This is a genomic window from Actinomycetota bacterium, from assembly GCA_030019255.1.
GTDB lineage: Bacteria > Actinomycetota > Geothermincolia > Geothermincolales > RBG-13-55-18 > Solincola_A.
In genome coordinates, this window is record JASEFK010000015.1 from 15,808 (window position 1) to 34,416 (window position 18,609).

Below are 18,609 nucleotides of genomic sequence, written 5' to 3' on the forward strand. Positions count from 1 at the left end.
TTTAATTACCATAGAGTTGACATAATATCTTGGGGTGGATTGGGATAACGGGTCCGAGCACGTGGCAGGAATCCTGGTCCCGCGGGAAGTTCTCCGTGTCCGTGTCAGGAAAGGTGAAGGGGAGATCTGAGTTGGGAATTTTCAAGCCGTCCAAGGGGAAGCTTATCAAGCCCAACATCGAGAAGATGGAGGCCAAGCGCGACGTTTCCGGACTGATACAGGCGCTGCGGCACAATGACGTGAACGTCCGCATAAATGCCGCCCTGGCCCTGGGAAAGCTCAAGAGGGCACGGGCGGTGGCTCCACTCATAGAGACGCTGCGCGATGCCGACGAGGACGTGCGCTGGGCGGCAGCCTGGGCCCTGGGGGAGATAGGAAAGCCCGCCGCCCGGCCTCTCATCCAGGCCCTTCGGGACGAGGACGGCGACGTGAGGTGGAAGGCTGCCTGGGCTTTGGAAAAGATTGGAAAAGTGGTCGTGGACTCGCTCATCGATGCCATGCGCACCGAGAGCGGTGAGGCCAAGGCCAAGGTAGCCCTGGTGCTGGGTTCCATCGGGGACGTACGGGCGGTCCGTCCGCTGGTGAAGGCCCTCAAGGACGAGGACGACAACGTGCGCTGGGCGGCAGCCTGGGCCCTGGAGAAGCTGGGGCCAACGGCGGTGAAATATCTCATCAACAATCTCACCCTGGAGGATACCGAGGCCCGCAAGGAGGCGGCTGTCGCCCTGGGTGTGATCCGCGACGAATCGGCCATCGACCCCCTCATCGCGGCCATGCGCGACGAGGACAGGGAGGTGCGCAGGGAGGCGGCCGCAGCCCTCGTCTCCCTGAACAGCCGCAAGGCCATCGCCGGGCTGGAGTCTTACCTGGGCAGCGGGGACGAGGACCTCCGCCGCCTGGCGGCGGCGGTCCTGGCCAAGCTTGGCTGGCAGCCGAGGCGGGAGGAGGACCGCGTTTTCCTGCACCTGGTGAACCGGGACTGGGATAAGCTGGCGGGGATGAACGCGGAATCCTTCCCCCACCTTCTGCGCGCCCTGAAGAAGGAGGGGTGGGAGACCCGGAGCAGGGTGGCGGCCCTGGTCCGTGAAAACTCCCAGAGGCTGCTGCCCCCGCTTATGCAGGCCCTAGAGGACGAGGACGAGGAGCTGCGCCGGGAGGCGGCCCTGCTTCTCAAGGAGATGGGCGGAGCCGAAACCCTGGATGTCCTCTTGCAGGCCATGCGGAACCGCGACTGGTTCGTGCGCCGGAGCGCGACCCTGGCTCTGGGAGAGGTGGGTGATCCCCGTTCCCTCGACGCCCTGATCCAGGCCCTCAAGGACGAAGATGAGGACGTGCGCCGCGCCGCCGCCTGGGCCCTGGGCAAGATGGGTGATCTGGCCACGGAGCCGCTCATGGAACTTCTGCTGCAGGGTGAGGTGGAGGAGCGCCGGGGTGCGGCCTGGGCTTTGGGGGTCATAAGGGACGCTCGGGCCTCGGAGGCTCTGGTCCGGGCCCTCAAGGACGAAGATGAGGACGTGCGCCGCGGCGCCGCCTGGGCCCTGGGCGAGCTCGGCGAGCAGGCCCTGCCTTCCCTGGACAGGGCTCTGGAGCTGGAGGGAGTGGCCGAGATAGCCCGCGAGATCGTATCCCGAATCCTGTCCGGGGAGGGGCGCGAGGCGGAAGCAGCCGAAATGGAAAAGGTCCTCGAGGCGGAAGAGGAAGCTTTCTTGAGTCCCTTGGAGCTGGAGGAAATCAGCCTGGAATCGGGGATGCCGACGCTCGAGGAGGAAGTGGTCGAGGAGGCGGCGGCCCAGGTGGTATCGGAAGTGCTGGGAAAGATGGGCTGGAAGCCGGGAGAGGAGGAGGAAAAGGCCGACTACTTCATCGCCAGGCGACAGTGGGACAAGGTTACGGAGATGGGTGAGCTGGCGGTGGATTCCCTGATCAATGCCCTGGGGGACGAGGACGAGGAGGTCCGGTCCAGGGCGGCCTGGGCCCTGGGGGTGATCGGCAGCCCTCGTGCCGTAGACGCCCTGGTATCCGCGCTGGAGGATCCGGTGCGGGATGTGAGGGTGAAGGCCGCGGGGGCACTCAAGAAAATCGGTACCCCGTGCACCGATGCCCTCATCCAGGCCCTGCAGGAAGGAGGGGACGAGCTGCGCAAGGAGGCGGCCAGGGTTCTCGGCGACATTAAGGACCTGCGGGCCATACCCTTCCTGGTGAAGGCCATGGGGGATCCCGAGGAGAAGGTGAGGGGGAGAGCGGCCAACGCCCTGGAGAAGATAGGCGAGCCCGCCGTGGAAGCCCTGCAGGCGACACTGTCGGCCGAAGATCCCAACGCCCGGGCTCTTGCGGCTTCCGTCCTCACCAGGATGGGCCTGAAGCCATCCGAATTGGTGGCCGCGGAGGGAGGCCCGGCGATGGAGAGGCTGGAAGGGACCAAGGCGAGGGAGCTGATCCTGGAGGGCAAATGGGAGGAGGTGGCCACGCTGGGGGAGAACGCCGTAGAGGCTCTCCTGGAGGCTCTCGAAGACCAGGAGCCCGAGGTTCGTCGCGGAGCGGCCTGGGCCCTGGGGGTCATCAGGAATCCCCGCGCCGTGGAACCCCTGGTATCCCGCCTCCGGGACGCGGACGAATCGGTGCGCAGCGGTGCCGCCTGGGCCCTGGGGGTCATTGGTGATCCCCGCGGCGTCCCCGCGCTTGTCGATGCGCTACGGGACAGCAGTCCGGAGGTCCGACGTAAGGCCGCCTGGGCCCTGGGGGAGATAGGGGAGCGGGAAGCTGTCGACGCCTTGGTGCAGGTCCTCGAGGACGAGGACCTGGACGTACGCCGGGTGACTTTCCTGGTGCTGGAAAAGCTAGGCTGGAAACCCACGGAGGAAGAGGAGGTGCGGCGGCTCATCGCCGAACGGGAGTGGGACCGCCTGGCGGGGATGGGGGACGTGGCCGTGGAATCCCTCATCGAGGCCTTGTCCGCCGAGGACGGAGAGACGCGCATGAAGGCTGCCTGGGCTCTCGGGGAGATCGGGGACCGGCGGGCACTCGAGCCGCTTCTCGATGTCCTCGAGGACCTTGAGCCCCAAGTGAGGGAAAAGGCGGCCAGGTCCCTGGGGAAGCTGCGCGATCCCGGCGCACTGGAAGGATTGCTGCGCCTCCTGGACGACGAGGACGAAGGAGTAAGGGCCGCCGCCTCCGAGGCCCTGGGGGAGCTGGGCTGGAAGCCAGAGGAAGTGGCGGCGGAGGAAACCGAGGAATTGGTGGTCGCGGAGGCCAAGGAAGTGGTATCCGTGGCGGAAGAAGAGGCCGCCGTGGAAGAGATGGAAGAAGTTACCATTTCTTCGGAGGTGGGACCGGCCGCGGAGGTGGTCGGTGAGGGAGAACCGCCACGAGAGGAAGCGACGGTCGAGGAGGTACTCGGGGCGACGGAGCTCACGAGGGAGGTTGAGGTGCCGGCAGGAGAGCCGGTGGCCGTTTCCGCTCCACAAGAAACCGGGGTGGAAAAGCTCGAGGAGGCCGAGGCACCCCTGGAGGAAATCCTCTTGCCCGCGGTCGGGAAGGAGGAGGCCGTTCTATCGGGTGCTTCCGAAGAAAAGCCGCTGGAGGAAATACCGGTCGGTGCCATGTCCTCCCACGCCGAAGCCCTGATCGCCCAGCGCAGCTGGAAGGAATTGCTTGCCCTGGGCGAGGAAGCGGTGCTCCCCCTGGCGGAGGTATTGAGGAGTGGGGAGAAGGGTGAACGGAAGAAGGCGGCCTTCATCCTGCGCCAGATAGGACTGCCGGCGGTGCCGACCCTGCGCAACCTGCTCCACGACCGCAAGGAGGAAGTACGCGCCGTGGCCCGGGATATCCTGGCCGAATTGGGCTGGAAGACGGGGGAGGAGGAGGAACTCGCCCAGAGCCTCATCCGAGAAGGGAAGTGGGAAGAGGTGGCCCACCTGGGGAAGCCGGCCGTGCTTCCGCTGGTGAGAACCTTGCGTGACGCGGAGGTGGAGAAAAGGCGCATGGCGGCATCTCTTCTGGGTAACCTCCCCGATGCGGCTGCCCTCGAGCCGCTGCTTTCCGCCCTCCAGGACGAGGACGGGGAGGTAAGAGGAAGGGCCGCCAGGGCCCTGGGCAAACTCGGGGACGCCAGGGCCTGCCGACACCTGGCGGAGGCTCTCTCCGACGAAGATGCGGACGTAAGGGCACGGGTGGCCGCCTCCCTTGACCGTCTTGGTTGGACACCCGCGGACGACCGCGAAAGAGCCCGATATTTCATGGCTACCCGGCAGTGGAACAAGCTGGCCGAGATGGCGGAGGCGGCGGAAGAAGCGCTGCGGGAGAGGCTGGAAGATGCGGATCCAGAGGTCAGGGAGATGGCCCGCTGCCTGCTCGACGACATACGCGGATCCCGGGAATTCAAGGAGCTTCTCCGAGAGCTGGACTGAGCCGGAGGCCCGGATAAAGGATCGAAATCGGGGAGCGAACTCTCGGGAGGGTCGACCTTGGAGTTGAGGGATGTCATCCTGGGGAGGAGGAGTATACGCCGGTTCCTGGACCGTCCCTTGAGCGAGGAGGATACGCATGCCCTGCTGGAAGCGGGGCGCTGGGCGCCCTCGGGGCTGAACAACCAACCCTGGAGGGTGGTCCTGGTGGAGGACCGCTCGAAGGCCGCGGACTTGTCGCGTTGCACCCGCTATTCGTCCATCGTCGCGGAAGCGCCTTTGCTCATCGCCGTTTTCCTTGACCATTCTTCGTCCTACGACCGGGACAAGGATGTCATGTCCGTGGGGGCCTTCATCCAGAACATCCTCCTGGCGGCGCACGACAGGGGACTGGGCGCCGTGTGGCTGGGCGAAATTCTCCGCGAAAAGGAAAGGGTGAGGGAATTACTGGAAGTCCCTCCCGAATTCGAGCTTATGGCGGTGATCGCCGTGGGATACCCGGCCGAAAGTCCGGCCCGCAGGGAGCGCAAGGCCCTTGACGAGCTGATATACAGGAGATATTGACGGGATAAAGAAAGCCCACTCGCTTCCTTTGTTTCTGCTCCACCTTTTGGTTTCCATCCTTGGAACCATCACCCTTTTCGCACTCCCCTGGAGACATGCGGCGCGGAGGCAAGTCTTGAAAGGGGGAGGCGGTGGAGGATTCCCGCGGAGTGCCACGCCTCCGATATAAGAAAATATAACTTGTCATATTTCATTAATTCCGATAAGCTTGTTCACGACGGCAAGAGGGAGAACAAGGGGGCATTTTCGATTACCGCGTAAAACGTGCGGAAAACGTCAGAATCCGCTTTCCGGGCCAGTGTTTCGCGATGCCCGTATACCGGGCACATGAAAGGTGAGGAGAAAGTCCTGGCTTTAGGGGGGTTGCGAGGCCGGACCGGCTTTAAAAGAAAGACTGACACGAAAGGGTAGGAACTTGCCTTCTGTGCATGAACTCCCGGCTATATCGTTCAAGGTTCCGAGGACGGCACCGACGGAAAGGGGATATCGGCGGGATCAAGCGTTCTGGTCGTGATGAAGGCGGAGGCGACAGGGAGGTGGAGTCGATGAGGGGTGTTTTTAAAAAGGCGCGGCGGATTCTGGCCATGGCTCTCACCCTGGCGGTGGGCTTGACCCTTATCTTCGTCTTCCCGGCTTCTGGAGCGGAATCAAGCGGTGAGGATGAGGAAATAGAGATCATGAGCTCCGAGGCGGTGATCCTGGAAACCGATCACCGGGGCAAGGTGGAGAAGGGCAGGATCGTGACCTTTTTCGGCCTCACCGGTCGGGGAAGCGTGGATGTGGCCAAGCACGTCGATCTCGAGGGAGACGGAAGGTGGCAAGGAGTGCACGGTTTCACTGTGCCCCGGTTGGAGGGGGATGAGCTGGTGTGGCGCAACCTGAAAGTCGACGGCGTCCGCAACGTTATGAGCTCCATGGAGTTCAAGGGGGCTACGGCCGAGGAAGTGAGGATGAAGATACCCCTCCGCCTGGAATACCGTTACTTCCTTGACGGCCGGGAGGTGGAGGACCCCGAGTCCATAACCGGAAAGGACGGCCGCTTCCGCCTCGAGCTCACCATGACCAACACCAGCAAGGAACCGAGATCAGTTCGCTACAGGGATCCGGAGACGGGCGAGACGAGGGAAGATGAGGTGGAAGTCTATCTCCCCCTGGTCATCCTGCCCTACGACTGGTACTTCGACAACGACGTCTTCTTCAACCTGAAAGCCGACCCCACCGGTGTGGCCATCCCCTTCCCGGACCACTGGCAGGTAGGATGGTCCATACCCCTTTTCCCGCCGGCCACCGAGGAGAGCCACACCATCTGGGTGGAGGCGGACGTGAAGGATTTCCGGCTTCCACCCCTGGTGCTCTCGGTCAACTTCACCTTTCCACGGACCAACCAGAGGGATACCCTCACGGAGTTCGTAGCCGGCTTGGAGCAGCTCTTCGACGGCGTCAAACAGCTCCACGAGGGACTCCTGGAGGGGGTGGAAGGCCTGGGGAGCCCGGACCAGGAGGACACGATTTTATATGGGACCTCCGCCATCCTGGACGGCCTGCGGCGGATGGCCGATACCCGGAGCGGTCTCCCCTACGCCAAGGTCAACCTTGACTCCCAATTATTACCAGGAGTCGACCAGATGGTCCAGGGCGTGGGGAACCCTTCCACCCCTGACACCCTGCTTTTCGGGGTGAGCGAAGCCACCAAAGGCCTGGTCCAGATGCTGGCGGGCATAGGTGGCCCTGGCGTTGCGGATACCCTTCTTTACGCCATGGCTGCCATGCGCCAGGGACTCGGCGAGATGCTCAGCGGGGTGGGGTCGGAAGACCAACCGGACACCCTGCTCTACGCCGTGGACCAGGCCTCCAAGGGACTGGAGGAGATGAGCCAGGGGATCGGCGACGCCGCATTACCGGACACCCTCCTTTTCGCCACGGACCGGATGGCCGGGGGTCTGGAGGAGATGAAGAAGGGCATCGGCTCTCCCACTACCCCGGACACCCTGCTCTATGCCCTATCCACCATGCAGGGCGGGCTGGAGGAAGCCAGGGCGGGCATCGGTTCATCCTCGACGCCCGACACCATGCTCTACGGGCTGGCTGCGGTGGCCGATGGCCTGAACCAGATTTTGGAAGGCCTTGGTAGCGAGACCATCCCGGATACCCTCCTCTACGGGATAAGCGAGTTGAGCAAGGGGCTTTCCAGCGGTGACCCCGCCAACCCCGGGGTGCTCGAGGGTATCCAGGAGATAAGAGATGGTCTGCACGAGATATGGTTGAACACTTCTACCGACGGGCCCATTTATCAAGGGCTTAATCTCATCCGTATCCTGGCCCCCTGGACGGGCCCCATTGTGGACCAGCTGGAGCAGGGTATCGTTTTAAGCACCGACCCGAACAACCCCTCCATCCATTATGGGTGCCAGTTGATGATGGGGGGAGCCGATCAGATGATCGCTGGCATCGGCTCTCCTGCCACCCCGGACACTCTGCTCTACGCCGCGACCCGGATCAAGGGCGGCCTGGAGGAGATGAAGGAGGGCATCGGCTCTCCCACCATACCGGGAACCCTGCTCTATGGGGTGGCCCAGGTGCAGGGAGGACTGGAGATGCTCAAGGCAGGTATAGGCGACGCCGGGATGCCGGACACCCTGCTCTATGCTGTGGACCAGGTCCAGGGGGGGGTTGAACCTTATGCTCCAGGGAATAGGCTCACCGGTGTTCGAGGACACCCTCCTCTATGCCGTGGCCCAGGTGGATATGGGGTTGAGGTTGATGAAGGCGGGCATCGGCTCTCCCGCTACCCCGGACACCCTGCTTTACGCCATGTCGGCCATGGACATGGGCCTGAACCAGATGAAGGCGGGCATAGGCAGCGAAACCGCTGCGGACACCCTGCTCTACGCGGTGGCTCAGGTACAGAACGGGCTGGAGCTCATGAAGGCGGGCATAGGCGATGTCGAAGCGCCGGACACCCTCCTTTACGCCATGGCTCAGGTACAGAACGGGCTTTACCGGGTGAAGAACGGCCTTTCCTCGGGGAATATGAGCGCCCCGGGCATCAAGGAAGGCCTGATCATGATTTCCGCCGGGCTGGGCGAGGCGGTGACCGGGCTGGGAAGCACCACCTCTCCGGACACCCTCCTGTACGGGGCCGACCAGGTGAACAGCGGTGTGGAGAAGGTCAAGGAAGGACTGACGCAGGCCACCTCCGAAGGGACCGCGGTGATGTATGCGGGACTGGCGGAAAACCTGGCCCAGCTCTATCTCACGCAGGGAGAACTGGAGGCCATCAAGGAGCGGGGCGAGGAGTTCGACCATATCCTGGGAAGGGTGGATGACGCGGAGGTCAACAGGCTGACCTTTGTCTACCAGACGCCGCCCACCTATAATTACCGGAAGGGCTCGAATCTCAGCGTGTTCGTCTCCGGGGTCCTTTCCCTTCTCTGTATCCTGGTCATACTGGGCCTCTCCTTCGTCCTCAGAAGATACCCCGTGGTGGGATGATCTCCGCGATTCCTCAGCCCGGAGGCTGTGGGGAAAGGGCGTCTTAGGGGTGGAGCAACAGTCCGCCCTTTTGTTTGTCCAGCCCGGAAATCAGGTGGTAAAAAGGGGTGACCTGGAGGTCGGGCAAACAGGGATAGCCGGCAGCGTGCCGTGTCCATGACGATGCGGCAGGCTTCGGCCTTCAGCACATGGGTTCGTATAAAGAACAGGTAGATTTGGGGAAATCTCCCCATAAAAGGAGAGAAACATTAGTGATCCCCTATCCTGCCGCTTGGGGTATAATCGGGAGAGGCGACCCTATGGCTTCGTGGGACTCTCGGCTTTCCGGAGATCGTAGGTGGCGGGCGCCGGAGGTTGAAGGACGAGTAGTAAGGGGGTTTGCCTTGCCGGGGGAGGGGGCAGACTGACGGCTGAATGAAAATAGCAGGAACGCCTCCAGATTCTTCCATCAAAACGTTCACCCGAAGCGTGAAGATGTACGAGTGTAACCGGACTTTCCGTTTGCGGTCGCCGTCCGAGATAAGAGAAGGTTTGCGCCGCGGATTTCCCTGGTCCGCTCGCCGTCGTACCGCACGGGAAACGGTTTAGGGGAAGGACTGAACGATTGGAAGTTAAATATTTATAAATAGAGGAGGAAGATGTCGCGCGTCTGGAAGCCCTCGGTCGTAGGGACATCCCCTTGGAAGTGAAGTATTGAATCTTTTACGGAAGGGCGGGTTGGTGATGGAACTCAAGGACGCGGTGGATTTCTACCGGGAGGTACTGAGGAGGTATTCGGAGGGTTTTTCCCTGGAGGAGGTCCTGGGAAGCGTGGTGGACGCGGTGGGCGGAGAGAGGGCCATTCTCTTCTCCCGGCGGCCATCCTCTTCGCTCCTCGAGCCCCGGCTGACGTGGAACCTGGTGCAGAGGGAGCGGGAATCGTTGCGGGGAAGGTTCCTTCCCGTGGAATGGATTTCCCGACAGGCAGCTCGCCGCTTCCTGACCCTGGACAGCCGGGTCCTCTCGGAGCTGGGGCTGGACGAGCTGGCCAGGGAAACCGAGGAGAAACTCATCCTCTTCCCCATTCGGAGCCACGCCTATCTGCGGGCGGCCTTGGTGATAAGCGTGCCGCGGGATAGACCCCTTCCCGACCCCCAGTCATTCCAGGCGGCGGCGATAAGCGTGGTCCTGGAGAAGCTGGTGGAGATGTTCTCCGCCGAGGAGAGGATGGAGGAAGTGAGGGAGGGGGTCGGTAGGCCGGAGGTCGAGCTGGGTATCCTCTCCGACTACCTCATCGCCAGGGCGGATGTGGTGCAGGCCGCCTCCCTGAGCCTAGATCTGCTCATCAAGATGCTCAACATGGAGGGGGGGACCATCCACCGGGTGCGTTATTCGGGAGGGGAGAGGTCAACCGCCCTGATGGCTTCCCGCGGATGGGGCGGGATGCCGGACATCATCGAACAGCTCTTCGAGGACGGACTGCTTGATTACCTGCAGGAGATACGGAATTCCGGGGAGGGAGAGTTCAGCCTGGACGCGGGACGCATCAGCGAGGCTTTCCCGGCGGTCAAGCCGTACTTCCACGCCAACCAGGTGAAGTCCTTTCTCCTCACCCCCATATTCCGGGACGAACTCCTGGTGGGTCTCCTCACCCTCTTCGGCCGTACTTACACGGCCATGGGACAGCAGGATATGGACCTCCTGGCACGGGTCACCCACCGACTGGGCGACCTCTTGGCAGGCGAGGAATTGAGCCCGGCGAGTTCCCGTCCGGCCGGTGGGGCCGGGATCTCCTCCCTGGTGGAGGATTTCGTGCGCCTGGCGCGCCAGTCCCCGGAGGTCAGGGATTTTATCTCCTCCTGCCTGCGCCTCCTTTCCCTGGAAATATCATCCAGAATGTCCTTTGCCTACGCGGGGAAGGGGGACGACGGGAAGAGGGAGTTCCTGTGGTTCTCGGATTCCGTTTACGGAGGGGAGAAGCTGTTCCGCACCACCCCCGGGCTGGAGCGCACCGCGGCGAGCCTCCGCCGCATGGCAGTGGTCAAGCCGGATAATCCGGCGATGCGGGAAATGCCCGCCGCCGAGCAAGCCCTGGCCGAAGGGCTGACGCTCCTCCTGGTGCCCGCGAGGCAGGAGGACCGCTTCCTGCTCTGTGGATTTTACCTGGGAAGCGATGCCCGGCTTACCAGGACGGAGATCGAGGCGCTCCCCGCCCTCATGTACCTGATCATTGGACTCTCCGAAGGGGTAGGGGAAAGGATGCTTGCCGAGGGTTACCGGCGGGCCCTGGAGAGGCTGGCGGAACTGGAGGGGGAGCTCTCGGTCTGTGAGGACCTGGAGAGCGCCCTCCGGGTGCTGGCCCGGGGATCGAGGGAGCTCCTGGAGTGCGACCGTGCCCTTGTCCTGGTGATGGACAGGGAAGGGGGCACTTTCCGGGGGATACTGGAAACAGGAAGCGGAGTGGAGGAAGCGGACGTCTCCCTGCTGGCCCGCAGGGAGCTGGTGGAGGCCTTGGAGAAGGGATACCTGGTACAGTCCGGGGAGGAGGAAAACGGCGGCTCGGCGGCGGATTTCGCGCGTCTGGCCATCCCCCTGTCCGGAAGAAGGGGTGTCCTGGGAGCCCTGCTCTTGGAGCGCCTTCCCGGGGGGCGGGATTTCATGGAATACCAGAAGCGGCTGGCCTACTTCCTGGCCGGCCAGGCGGCCACGGTGATGGAGGCTTTCCGGGAGAGGGAGCGCGGAGAGGGGCTGGCCGTGGAGTCCCGGGCGTTGCTGGACATCACCAGGCGCCTGGCCGTTTCTCCGACGGTGGAGGAGGCGTGCGCGGCGTTTTATCAGGAGCTGGGGGAACGCATCGGGCTGGACCTGGCCGTCTTCTCCTTCCAGGGAAAGACGGGGACCAGGAAGATGGGATGGTGGAAGGGAGGCCCGCTGGAGAAAGAGTTCCTGGACGAGATCGCCGACAGCGAGGGATGGATCCCCCTGAACCTTTCCCGCTTGGGCCGCCTGGCCCGCAACAACCTCAACGCCTTCTTTCAGGAGCCCGGCGAGGACCTTCTGGCCAGGAAGGGGATCAGATCCTACGCCGCCTTCCCCCTGGTCGGCGAGGGCTTCAAGGGTTTCGTCCTGGTGGGCAGCGAAAGGAATGGCACCTTCGGAGAAAGGGGGGCTAGCCTGGTGGAGAACGCCGCCAGGATACTGGGAGAAGTCCTCTCCACCCCGCTGCGCGTGGAAGGTCTGCAGTCCAGGATACGGCTTCTCGAGGACATGTGCCGCCGCCAGGAGGAGAAGTTGAGGACCAAGACCGATCTCATCAACCTGGCGTCCCACGAGATAAGGCACCCTCTTACTCTCATCATGGGCTTCTCCGAGGTGCTACGCGACTATCGGGACAGGCTGGACGGGGCGGAAAGCAGGGAGATAATCGAGAAGCTGGGCAAGGCTGCGGATCGCCTGCGGCGCAGCGTGGTCAACATGATGGAGATCTCCAGTCTGGAGTCCGGCAAGCTGCCCGTGGACCTGGAGGAGGTTAACGTAGGACAACTCCTCGAGGGTCTGGTGGAGGAACTGCAGGCCCGCAATTCGGACCATGTGCTGGAAGTGGATATCGCAGAAGAAGCGCGCTCGGTGCTGGCGGACCGGGACAAGCTGGAGATCGTGCTCTTCAACCTCATGGATAACGCGGTTAAATACTCTCCCTCCGGCACCCGGGTGGAGGTGTTCGCCAGGAAGGAGGGCAGGGAGGTCCTGCTCGGGGTCAGGGACCAGGGCCCGGGGATCAGCGAGGAGAGCCTCAACCTCATCTTCGAGCCCTTCCGCAAGGGAGAGGGCGTGGAACGCGGGACCATCAAGGGGATGGGGCTCGGCCTGTACCTCGTCAGGCGGCTGGTGGAGGCCCTGGGGGGAAGGATAGAGGTCCACAGTGAACGCGGCAGGGGTTCGACCTTCATCGTCCGGATACCGCAGCCGGAGGGAGGCATGTCCGGGTCCGGTTATCCCGCGGATGCCCTGCAAGCGTGAACGTCGGGCACGGAGCTCCCACCATGCCCTCCGGTCCCGAGGGGGTTTTGGGGCGGAGCTTCGGGGGCCTGGGTTCAGTGGAGTTGCTGCGCGGGACCGGCTTGAGAGAGGGGCAGGCCGACCGGCGCGGCAGGGGAGGCCGTTTTGAGGATTGCCTACACCAGTGACCTTCACGTGGACATCTCCCAGCGCAACTGGGAACTGGTCCCCTACCTCGCCGAAGTTCTGAAGATGGTGGACCCGGACGTCTTCGTGCTGGCCGGAGACGTGAGCCCGGAGATCGGCGATCTGGAGTACGCCCTGGACTGTTTTTCCGGCCTGCGCGGGCTGAAGCTTTTCGTGCCCGGAAACCAGGACATCTGGGTCTTGTCCGAGGAGATGCAGGGCCTGGGCCACGATTCCTACGAGAAGTATTATTTCTACCTTCCGGAGGCCTGCCGGCGCAACGACTTCATCCCCCTCTGGATGGAACCCGTGGTCTGCAGGGGGGTGGGATTCGCGGGGAGCATAGGCTGGTACGATTCGCCATTGGGCGCGGGGGAGATGGGCCTTGCCTTCCCGCGCGAACATCACTACCTGCTGGATAGCGTGTGGAACGACAGCAGGTGGGCCTGCTGGGCGGACATCGCCAACTTCGCACAGCCCGGAGAGGGGCCGGCGAAAAGGGCGGACGCCGAGGTGGCCAGGGAGTTCAACCTCCGCCTGGACCAGGATGTGGAGGCCCTCAGCCGCGATGCGTCGGTAAGGGAGATAGTGGTGGTCACCCATTACCCGCCTTTCGCGGAGCTTTCCGTGGAGGGGATACCCTTTACCGGGTCACGGGAGACCGGAGGCATTCTCTCCGCCCACCCCAAGGTAACCATATCCATTTCCGGGCACATCCACGACCGGAAGGACATTCTGGTGGGGAATATCAGGGCGGTGCGCTGCCCGGTGGGTTACCTGGGAGGCGACAGGCATAAATACCAGGAACTGGTAAAAAATTGCCTGGAGGTCATCCACACCCTGGAAGAGGAGGATTTCCTGGGCCGCGGCCTCACTTGAGGCTGGGAACCAGCTGGCCGGGTTCAGTCATAGCGAATAGCCTTGCCGTAGCGCGAGCGTAGTTCTCCCTTCACCACCTTCATGGCCGCGTTACGCGGCAGGGCGTCCATAAACTCCACGTATCTGGGCTTCTTGTATCCCGCCAGGTGCTCCGCGCACCACTCCACCACCTCTTCCTTGGTCAGGGATTCACCCGGCTTAGGGACTACCACGGCCATGACCGCTTCCCCCCAAACCGGGTCATGCACGCCGATGACTGCCGCTTCCAGGATCTTGGGATGCCGGTAGAGCACGTCCTCGATCTCCGCGGGATAAATGTTCTCTCCGCCGGAGATGATGACGTCCTTTTTCCGGTCCACCACGTAGACGAACCCCTCCTCGTCCATGCGCACCATGTCCCCGGAGTGGAACCAGCCTCCCCGCAGGGCTTCCGCGGTGGCCTCCGGGTCGCGGTAATATTCCTTCATCACCGTGGGTCCCCGGTACACTATCTCCCCCACCTCGCCCGGGGGCACGTCGCGGTCCTCGTCGTCAACCACGCGGATCTCCACGTTGATCACCGCCTGGCCCACGGAAGCGGGGTGCCTCTCCGCCTGGGAGGGCTTGAGGATGGTAGTGACCGGGCTCATCTCCGTCTGCCCGAAGGCGTCGAAGAGTGAAACGTTGGGAAAAGCCAGGTTCAGTTGCTTGCGTGTTTCCGTGGGCAGGATGGCCGCGCCGGAGATGAGGATGCGCAGGCTGGAGGTGTCATAGGCCCGGACATCCACGGAGTTGAGGACGAAGGTGGACATAACCGGGGGCATGAAGGTCACGGTCACCGCCTCCTCCTCTATCTGCCGCATGAGCTTGTCGGGCTCGAAGAAGCGGAGGATGAGCAGGGTGCCGTTCACGTACAGGGTGACCAGGGCCAGGGCCAGGGCCGCCTCGTGGAAGAGTGGAGCCACGAACTGCACCCTTTCGTGGTCCTGCCAGGGCAGCTCCTTGGACAGCTCGAAGAGGCAGTTGATGACGTTCATGAGCTGGTTCTTGTGGGTGAGAACCGCACCCTTGGGCTTTCCGGTGGTACCCGAGGTGTACATGATGAAGGCGGGATCGTCATCCTCCACCACCACCGCCGGGTAGCCGTCGCCGCCCTCCTCCAGGAGCTCCTCGTAGGGCCGGGCGAAAGGAGGGACGTTGTTCCCCACGCAGAAATAATCGAGGTGTGGTGCGGCGGCGCGTATCTCCTCCACCACGGGAACAAATTCCTCCCCGAAGAGAAGGGCCCGCGATGCGCTGTTCTCCAGCTGGTAGAGTATCTCTCCTGCCTTGAGGCGGAAGTTGAGGGGCACGCTAACCCCTCCCATCTTGGCCATCCCGACATAGCTCTCCACCAGCTGGTTGCAGTTGAAGAGAAGCTGGGCGAGCTTGTCGCCCTTGCGGTAGCCGCGGCCGACAAGGGCATTGGCCAGGCGGTTGGTGCGGCAGTCGAATTCCCGGTAGGTGAAGCGCTTCCCCTCAAAGACCACGGCTTCCCTGCCGGGCATTTTGGCCGCGTTGCGGGAGACCATCTCGCCGATGGTCAGTTGCCGCATGTTCCTTAACCGGATTTCCTCGAGCTCCATCTCTCCCTCCATGCCTTTTCAGGGCCACTTCGCCGTACTCCGGGCTCCGAAACACGTTCGATAGCCGTCCAAGGCCTTCAATCATGCCGGACGCGGGTTTCCGGGCGAATACAACCCCCGACCTTCGCGGGGACTCCCGCTTTCACGACAAGCCCTTCAAGAAGGCTGAAAGATAAACCACCCGTCCGGCAAAGAGGGCGCAGCCCATTATCCGAAAGGCTTGAATTCACCGACCTCAGCCATCAGCGGAGGTGCCGTACCGGCAGGCGACCGATCCGACACGAACCGGTAGGAGCGGCTGTCTTCGCCGGGCCCTCCTTTTCCGTGCTTCAGGTCCCGGAGGAAGGGATGGTGCAAATGAAGCGCAAAAGCTGCTGGCCCGTGTTCTTGAACTGGTGCAGCTCATCCCCGGGGACGAAGACGGCAGTCCCCGGCCTCAACGGCTTCGCTCCTTCCTCGCCCACCACCTCACCCTCCCCGGAAAGGATGTAGACCTCGTGTTCCCAGGGATGGCGGTGCGGGGGTGAATAACCTCCCGGGGAGATCTCGAAGACCCTCATGTAGTAGTTGGGAGCCCCGTCCTCTCGAGAGATGAGCCAGCGGATGGTCACCCCCCTGGTCTCCGCTCCCGGGTTCTCCGCCGGGACCTCGGTGTAATGGACGATCTTCATGGACCAATTATACAGGATTGAGTTTTTTCGTCCCCTGTCCTTTCGGGTCGAAAGCGCATCAGGACACCGCCCGCGGCCGCCAGCAGGGCGGAAACGGGAAAGAGGTAGAATCCAACCAGCGGTTTCACGGAGAAGACCACGTTCTTCCTCACCGTTTCCTCTATCCATCCCGCAACGGCTCCCAGGTAGGGGACGTCACGCAGGGCATCAAGCAGGCGCCTGTAGAAACCAAGGGTCTCGTAGGCCTCCGTGGTGATGCTCACCAGGTAGGCAATGAATACCAGCGCCAGAAGCCCGGAGACTATCAAGGCCACCAACCAGCCCCGGGGCTTCCAGGCCAGGCTCAGGATCCCGGTGGCGGCAAGGACAACGGCAATGACCGCCAGGGTAGTATTGTCGGTGAGTTTTCCGGTGACAGAACCCAGCTCCACGTCCCCAAGGAGAGGCATTTCCTTCCAGGTGGCCTGGGCCCTGGACCAGGGAAGTAAAAGCGTGGACACTATGCAGAGCAGGCATCCGGTGGCCACGGCCACCTGCCCTGCGCGCCATAGGAGGAAAGATTCACGGCCATGGCGGGACAAACCTTCCAAACCACATCACTCCCGGCAAGCCCGTTCGCGGCTCCCGTTTCCGACGGTTCACAAGGATTTTACCACCTGTTGCCCGTATGGCACAGCAGCTTGCGAAGGAAGAAGCTGGAAATCTGCCGAGGAATATCTTTTGCTCCGCTTGACTCCGCCCCGTGGGACCAGGGACTTTCACGACGATTGGCCACCTTCCCTTTCTCGAACAGCTTGACCCACTCCCGCGAACTGGTTTCCAGGCTCCCGCGGGAATATACCCTTTGTATCCCCTGGACCCCCTGTCCTCTGCGCCGTCGGCAGGGGAAGGGGATATGCTCCCAGCGGGCCGCGGTTGAAGACATAAGAGGCTGGGCCCATGCCGGAGGATCGGAGGATCAGGAGTCAGTCAGCAAGGAATCCACCGAATGTCCGATGCCATTATGGTCCGGGTGCGAACAAAATTCTTCGCGAGGAGGTTTATAAACGGGGAAAAGCCTGGCGGCGGTGGAGTCCGCGTGGCGCCCCATAAGGCGGAAGTGCGGCAACGGCGTCCCTGAAGGAGTCACGGGGTTGAGACGACATATAACGAAGGCCAAAGTGATGGGGCACCTGATTTCCTGGAGCGGTCGTTGCTGTCCCCTATGCGGAAGGCTTTCTTCCCCCGGGAGCCTTTTCTGTTCCCGCTGCGGTAGTGCCGGGGGCTTGCGCTTTAATCGCAGCTCCATCCGGGAGGAAAGGAAGAAACCCTTTCTCCCGCCGGACCTTTACTTTGCCTGACCCGGCGAGGCCGTCCGAAAGGTCGTAACCAGCGCGCCCGGTAAGCGTAGCGGACAGCCGACCTCGTGGGTCAAGGGTGCGCTGGCGGGAACACTTCCCTCTATCCCCTGCGTTCTCCCATCCCGCACGCGGCCAGCCTCGGCACCCGTGAGTATCCGATAGACGGGCCGGAATCTCCTGCCTTGCTTGAAGTGCTTGCAGGGGCGGGCCGCGATGGTCCCTGCTTACGGGGACGCCACCGGTTATCCGTCCCGGGCGGGGGGCTCCGCTTGCCGCGGTGTGTCCCTGGTTCGTACGCTGCCGGGTCCTCAGGGCCGCTCCGTATTACGCGTATGGGTTTCCCGGGGAAATGACCTCGGGATGGGGTTGGAGTATCATTTTCCTGGGAACCACACATGGAGAGTGGCCTGAGGTGCGGCCGGGCGGCGAAAAAGAAGGAGAAGAAGCACTTCTTCGAGCAAGCGAGCGGGGGGAGGCGGGGAGATGAACCTTTTCGACCTCGTCCTGAGCCGAGGTCGGCGCATGGTAGCCCTGCCGGGCGGAGCCGTGGCCGCCCGGCTGGCGGGAGTCTCCGTGGGGGACGCGGCGCGGGAGGCGGAAATCCAGGTGCGGGCCCTGCGCTCTTTCAAGGAGCGGTTCGGGCCGGACGTCGTCTTCACGCTCATGGATCTGACCGTGGAGGCGGAAGCCCTGGGGCTGGAGGTCGATTTTCATCCCGACTGTCCTCCGAGCCTCCCCAGGCAGGACCTCCCCAGGCTGAAACGCTTCCTGGAGCTCGAGCCTCCCGATCCGGAAAGCGCGGGAAGAATGCCCGTCCTTCTGAGGGTTCTGGAAGAACTGGCGGGGGAAGACGACGTGCTTTGGGGGACTTTCGCTACCGGCCCTCTTACCCTTATCGACCGGCTGGCGGGTGAGGACGGCTGGCCCTCCCAGCTGAACACGGAGGCGGATTTGGCGGAAGCTCTAGGTTTCGCCACCGCGGTGGTCGGTTCCTACGCCGCTGCCCTGGGCTCGCGTGCCGACCTGGTGGTGGTGGTCGATCCGGCCGCCGGAGAGCTTCCGGAGCGCGCCTTCGCCCGCCACTACCGACCCTACCTCAAGGCCCTCTTCGGCATCGTGAGGTCGGCGGGATCGGCCTGCTTTTACCACATCTGCGGGGACGTCACCCGCTTGCTGGGAGACATCGGCTCCGCGGGTGCGGAGGGCATACTACTGGACCCGGAGACCGAGCCCTCCCGGGCCGCGGAGGAGCTGCCCCGCAACATGCTGGTCATGGGAAACCTGGACGGGGAGCGCACTGTGAGCAGGGGCAGCGAGGACGACGTTCGCTGGGAGACGCGCCGGGCGCTGCGCTCCATGCGCCGTCACCCCAATTTCATCCTGTCCACCGGCTGCCTTCTCCCGGCGGATGCGCCACCGGTGAACATTGACGTCCTCGTGGAGGAAACCAGGAACTGGAAACCGCTGGAAGGTTTCTGAGATCATGGGCGTT

10 protein-coding genes are annotated in these 18,609 nt (G+C 63.2%); 7 read left to right on the plus strand and 3 right to left on the minus strand.

Going from position 1 to position 18,609, the window contains the following annotated elements:
• Positions 1–131 precede the first annotated feature (131 nt).
• The 6 genes from QME84_11075 (at position 132) to QME84_11100 (ending at position 13,502) form a co-directional block, all read left to right on the plus strand.
• Positions 132–4,406, plus strand: a complete 4,275-nt coding sequence (locus tag QME84_11075; GenBank protein ID MDI6874806.1) for a HEAT repeat domain-containing protein — start codon at positions 132–134, stop codon at positions 4,404–4,406.
• 57 nt (positions 4,407–4,463) lie between these two features.
• On the plus strand, positions 4,464–4,967 hold the full coding sequence (locus tag QME84_11080; protein MDI6874807.1) for a nitroreductase family protein: 504 nt from the start codon (positions 4,464–4,466) through the stop codon (positions 4,965–4,967).
• A 545-nt stretch (positions 4,968–5,512) separates the two neighbouring features.
• Positions 5,513–8,293: a hypothetical protein gene (locus QME84_11085; GenBank protein ID MDI6874808.1), complete on the plus strand. Its 2,781-nt coding sequence runs from the start codon at positions 5,513–5,515 to the stop codon at positions 8,291–8,293.
• Positions 8,181–8,459, plus strand: a complete 279-nt coding sequence (locus tag QME84_11090) for a hypothetical protein (protein MDI6874809.1) — start codon at positions 8,181–8,183, stop codon at positions 8,457–8,459. Before QME84_11085 ends, QME84_11090 begins: the two co-directional genes overlap by 113 nt.
• 723 nt (positions 8,460–9,182) lie before the next feature.
• Positions 9,183–12,458, plus strand: a complete 3,276-nt coding sequence (locus QME84_11095; GenBank protein MDI6874810.1) for an ATP-binding protein — start codon at positions 9,183–9,185, stop codon at positions 12,456–12,458.
• 144 nt (positions 12,459–12,602) lie between these two features.
• Positions 12,603–13,502, plus strand: coding sequence for a metallophosphoesterase (locus tag QME84_11100; GenBank protein ID MDI6874811.1), 900 nt, complete (start codon positions 12,603–12,605; stop codon positions 13,500–13,502).
• 23 nt (positions 13,503–13,525) lie between these two features.
• On the opposite strand, the gene QME84_11105 is transcribed toward QME84_11100, so the two are convergent.
• The 3 genes from QME84_11105 to QME84_11115 all read right to left on the minus strand — a co-directional run bounded on the left by QME84_11105 (position 13,526) and on the right by QME84_11115 (position 16,304).
• Positions 13,526–15,106, minus strand: a complete 1,581-nt coding sequence (locus tag QME84_11105) for a long-chain fatty acid--CoA ligase (protein ID MDI6874812.1) — start codon at positions 15,104–15,106, stop codon at positions 13,526–13,528.
• 329 nt (positions 15,107–15,435) lie between these two features.
• Positions 15,436–15,777: a cupin domain-containing protein gene (locus tag QME84_11110; protein MDI6874813.1), complete on the minus strand. Its 342-nt coding sequence runs from the start codon at positions 15,775–15,777 to the stop codon at positions 15,436–15,438.
• Positions 15,774–16,304 (minus strand): hypothetical protein, encoded by a 531-nt coding sequence (locus QME84_11115; protein MDI6874814.1) that lies wholly within the window; start codon positions 16,302–16,304, stop codon positions 15,774–15,776. The genes QME84_11110 and QME84_11115 overlap by 4 nt, the downstream gene beginning before the upstream one ends.
• A 1,296-nt stretch (positions 16,305–17,600) precedes the next feature.
• On the opposite strand from QME84_11115, the gene QME84_11120 reads away from it, so the two are divergent.
• Positions 17,601–18,596 carry a uroporphyrinogen decarboxylase family protein gene (locus QME84_11120; GenBank protein MDI6874815.1) on the plus strand — a complete coding sequence of 332 codons (996 nt, stop codon included), beginning with the start codon at positions 17,601–17,603 and terminating at the stop codon, positions 18,594–18,596.
• Positions 18,597–18,609: the final 13 nt, after the last annotated feature.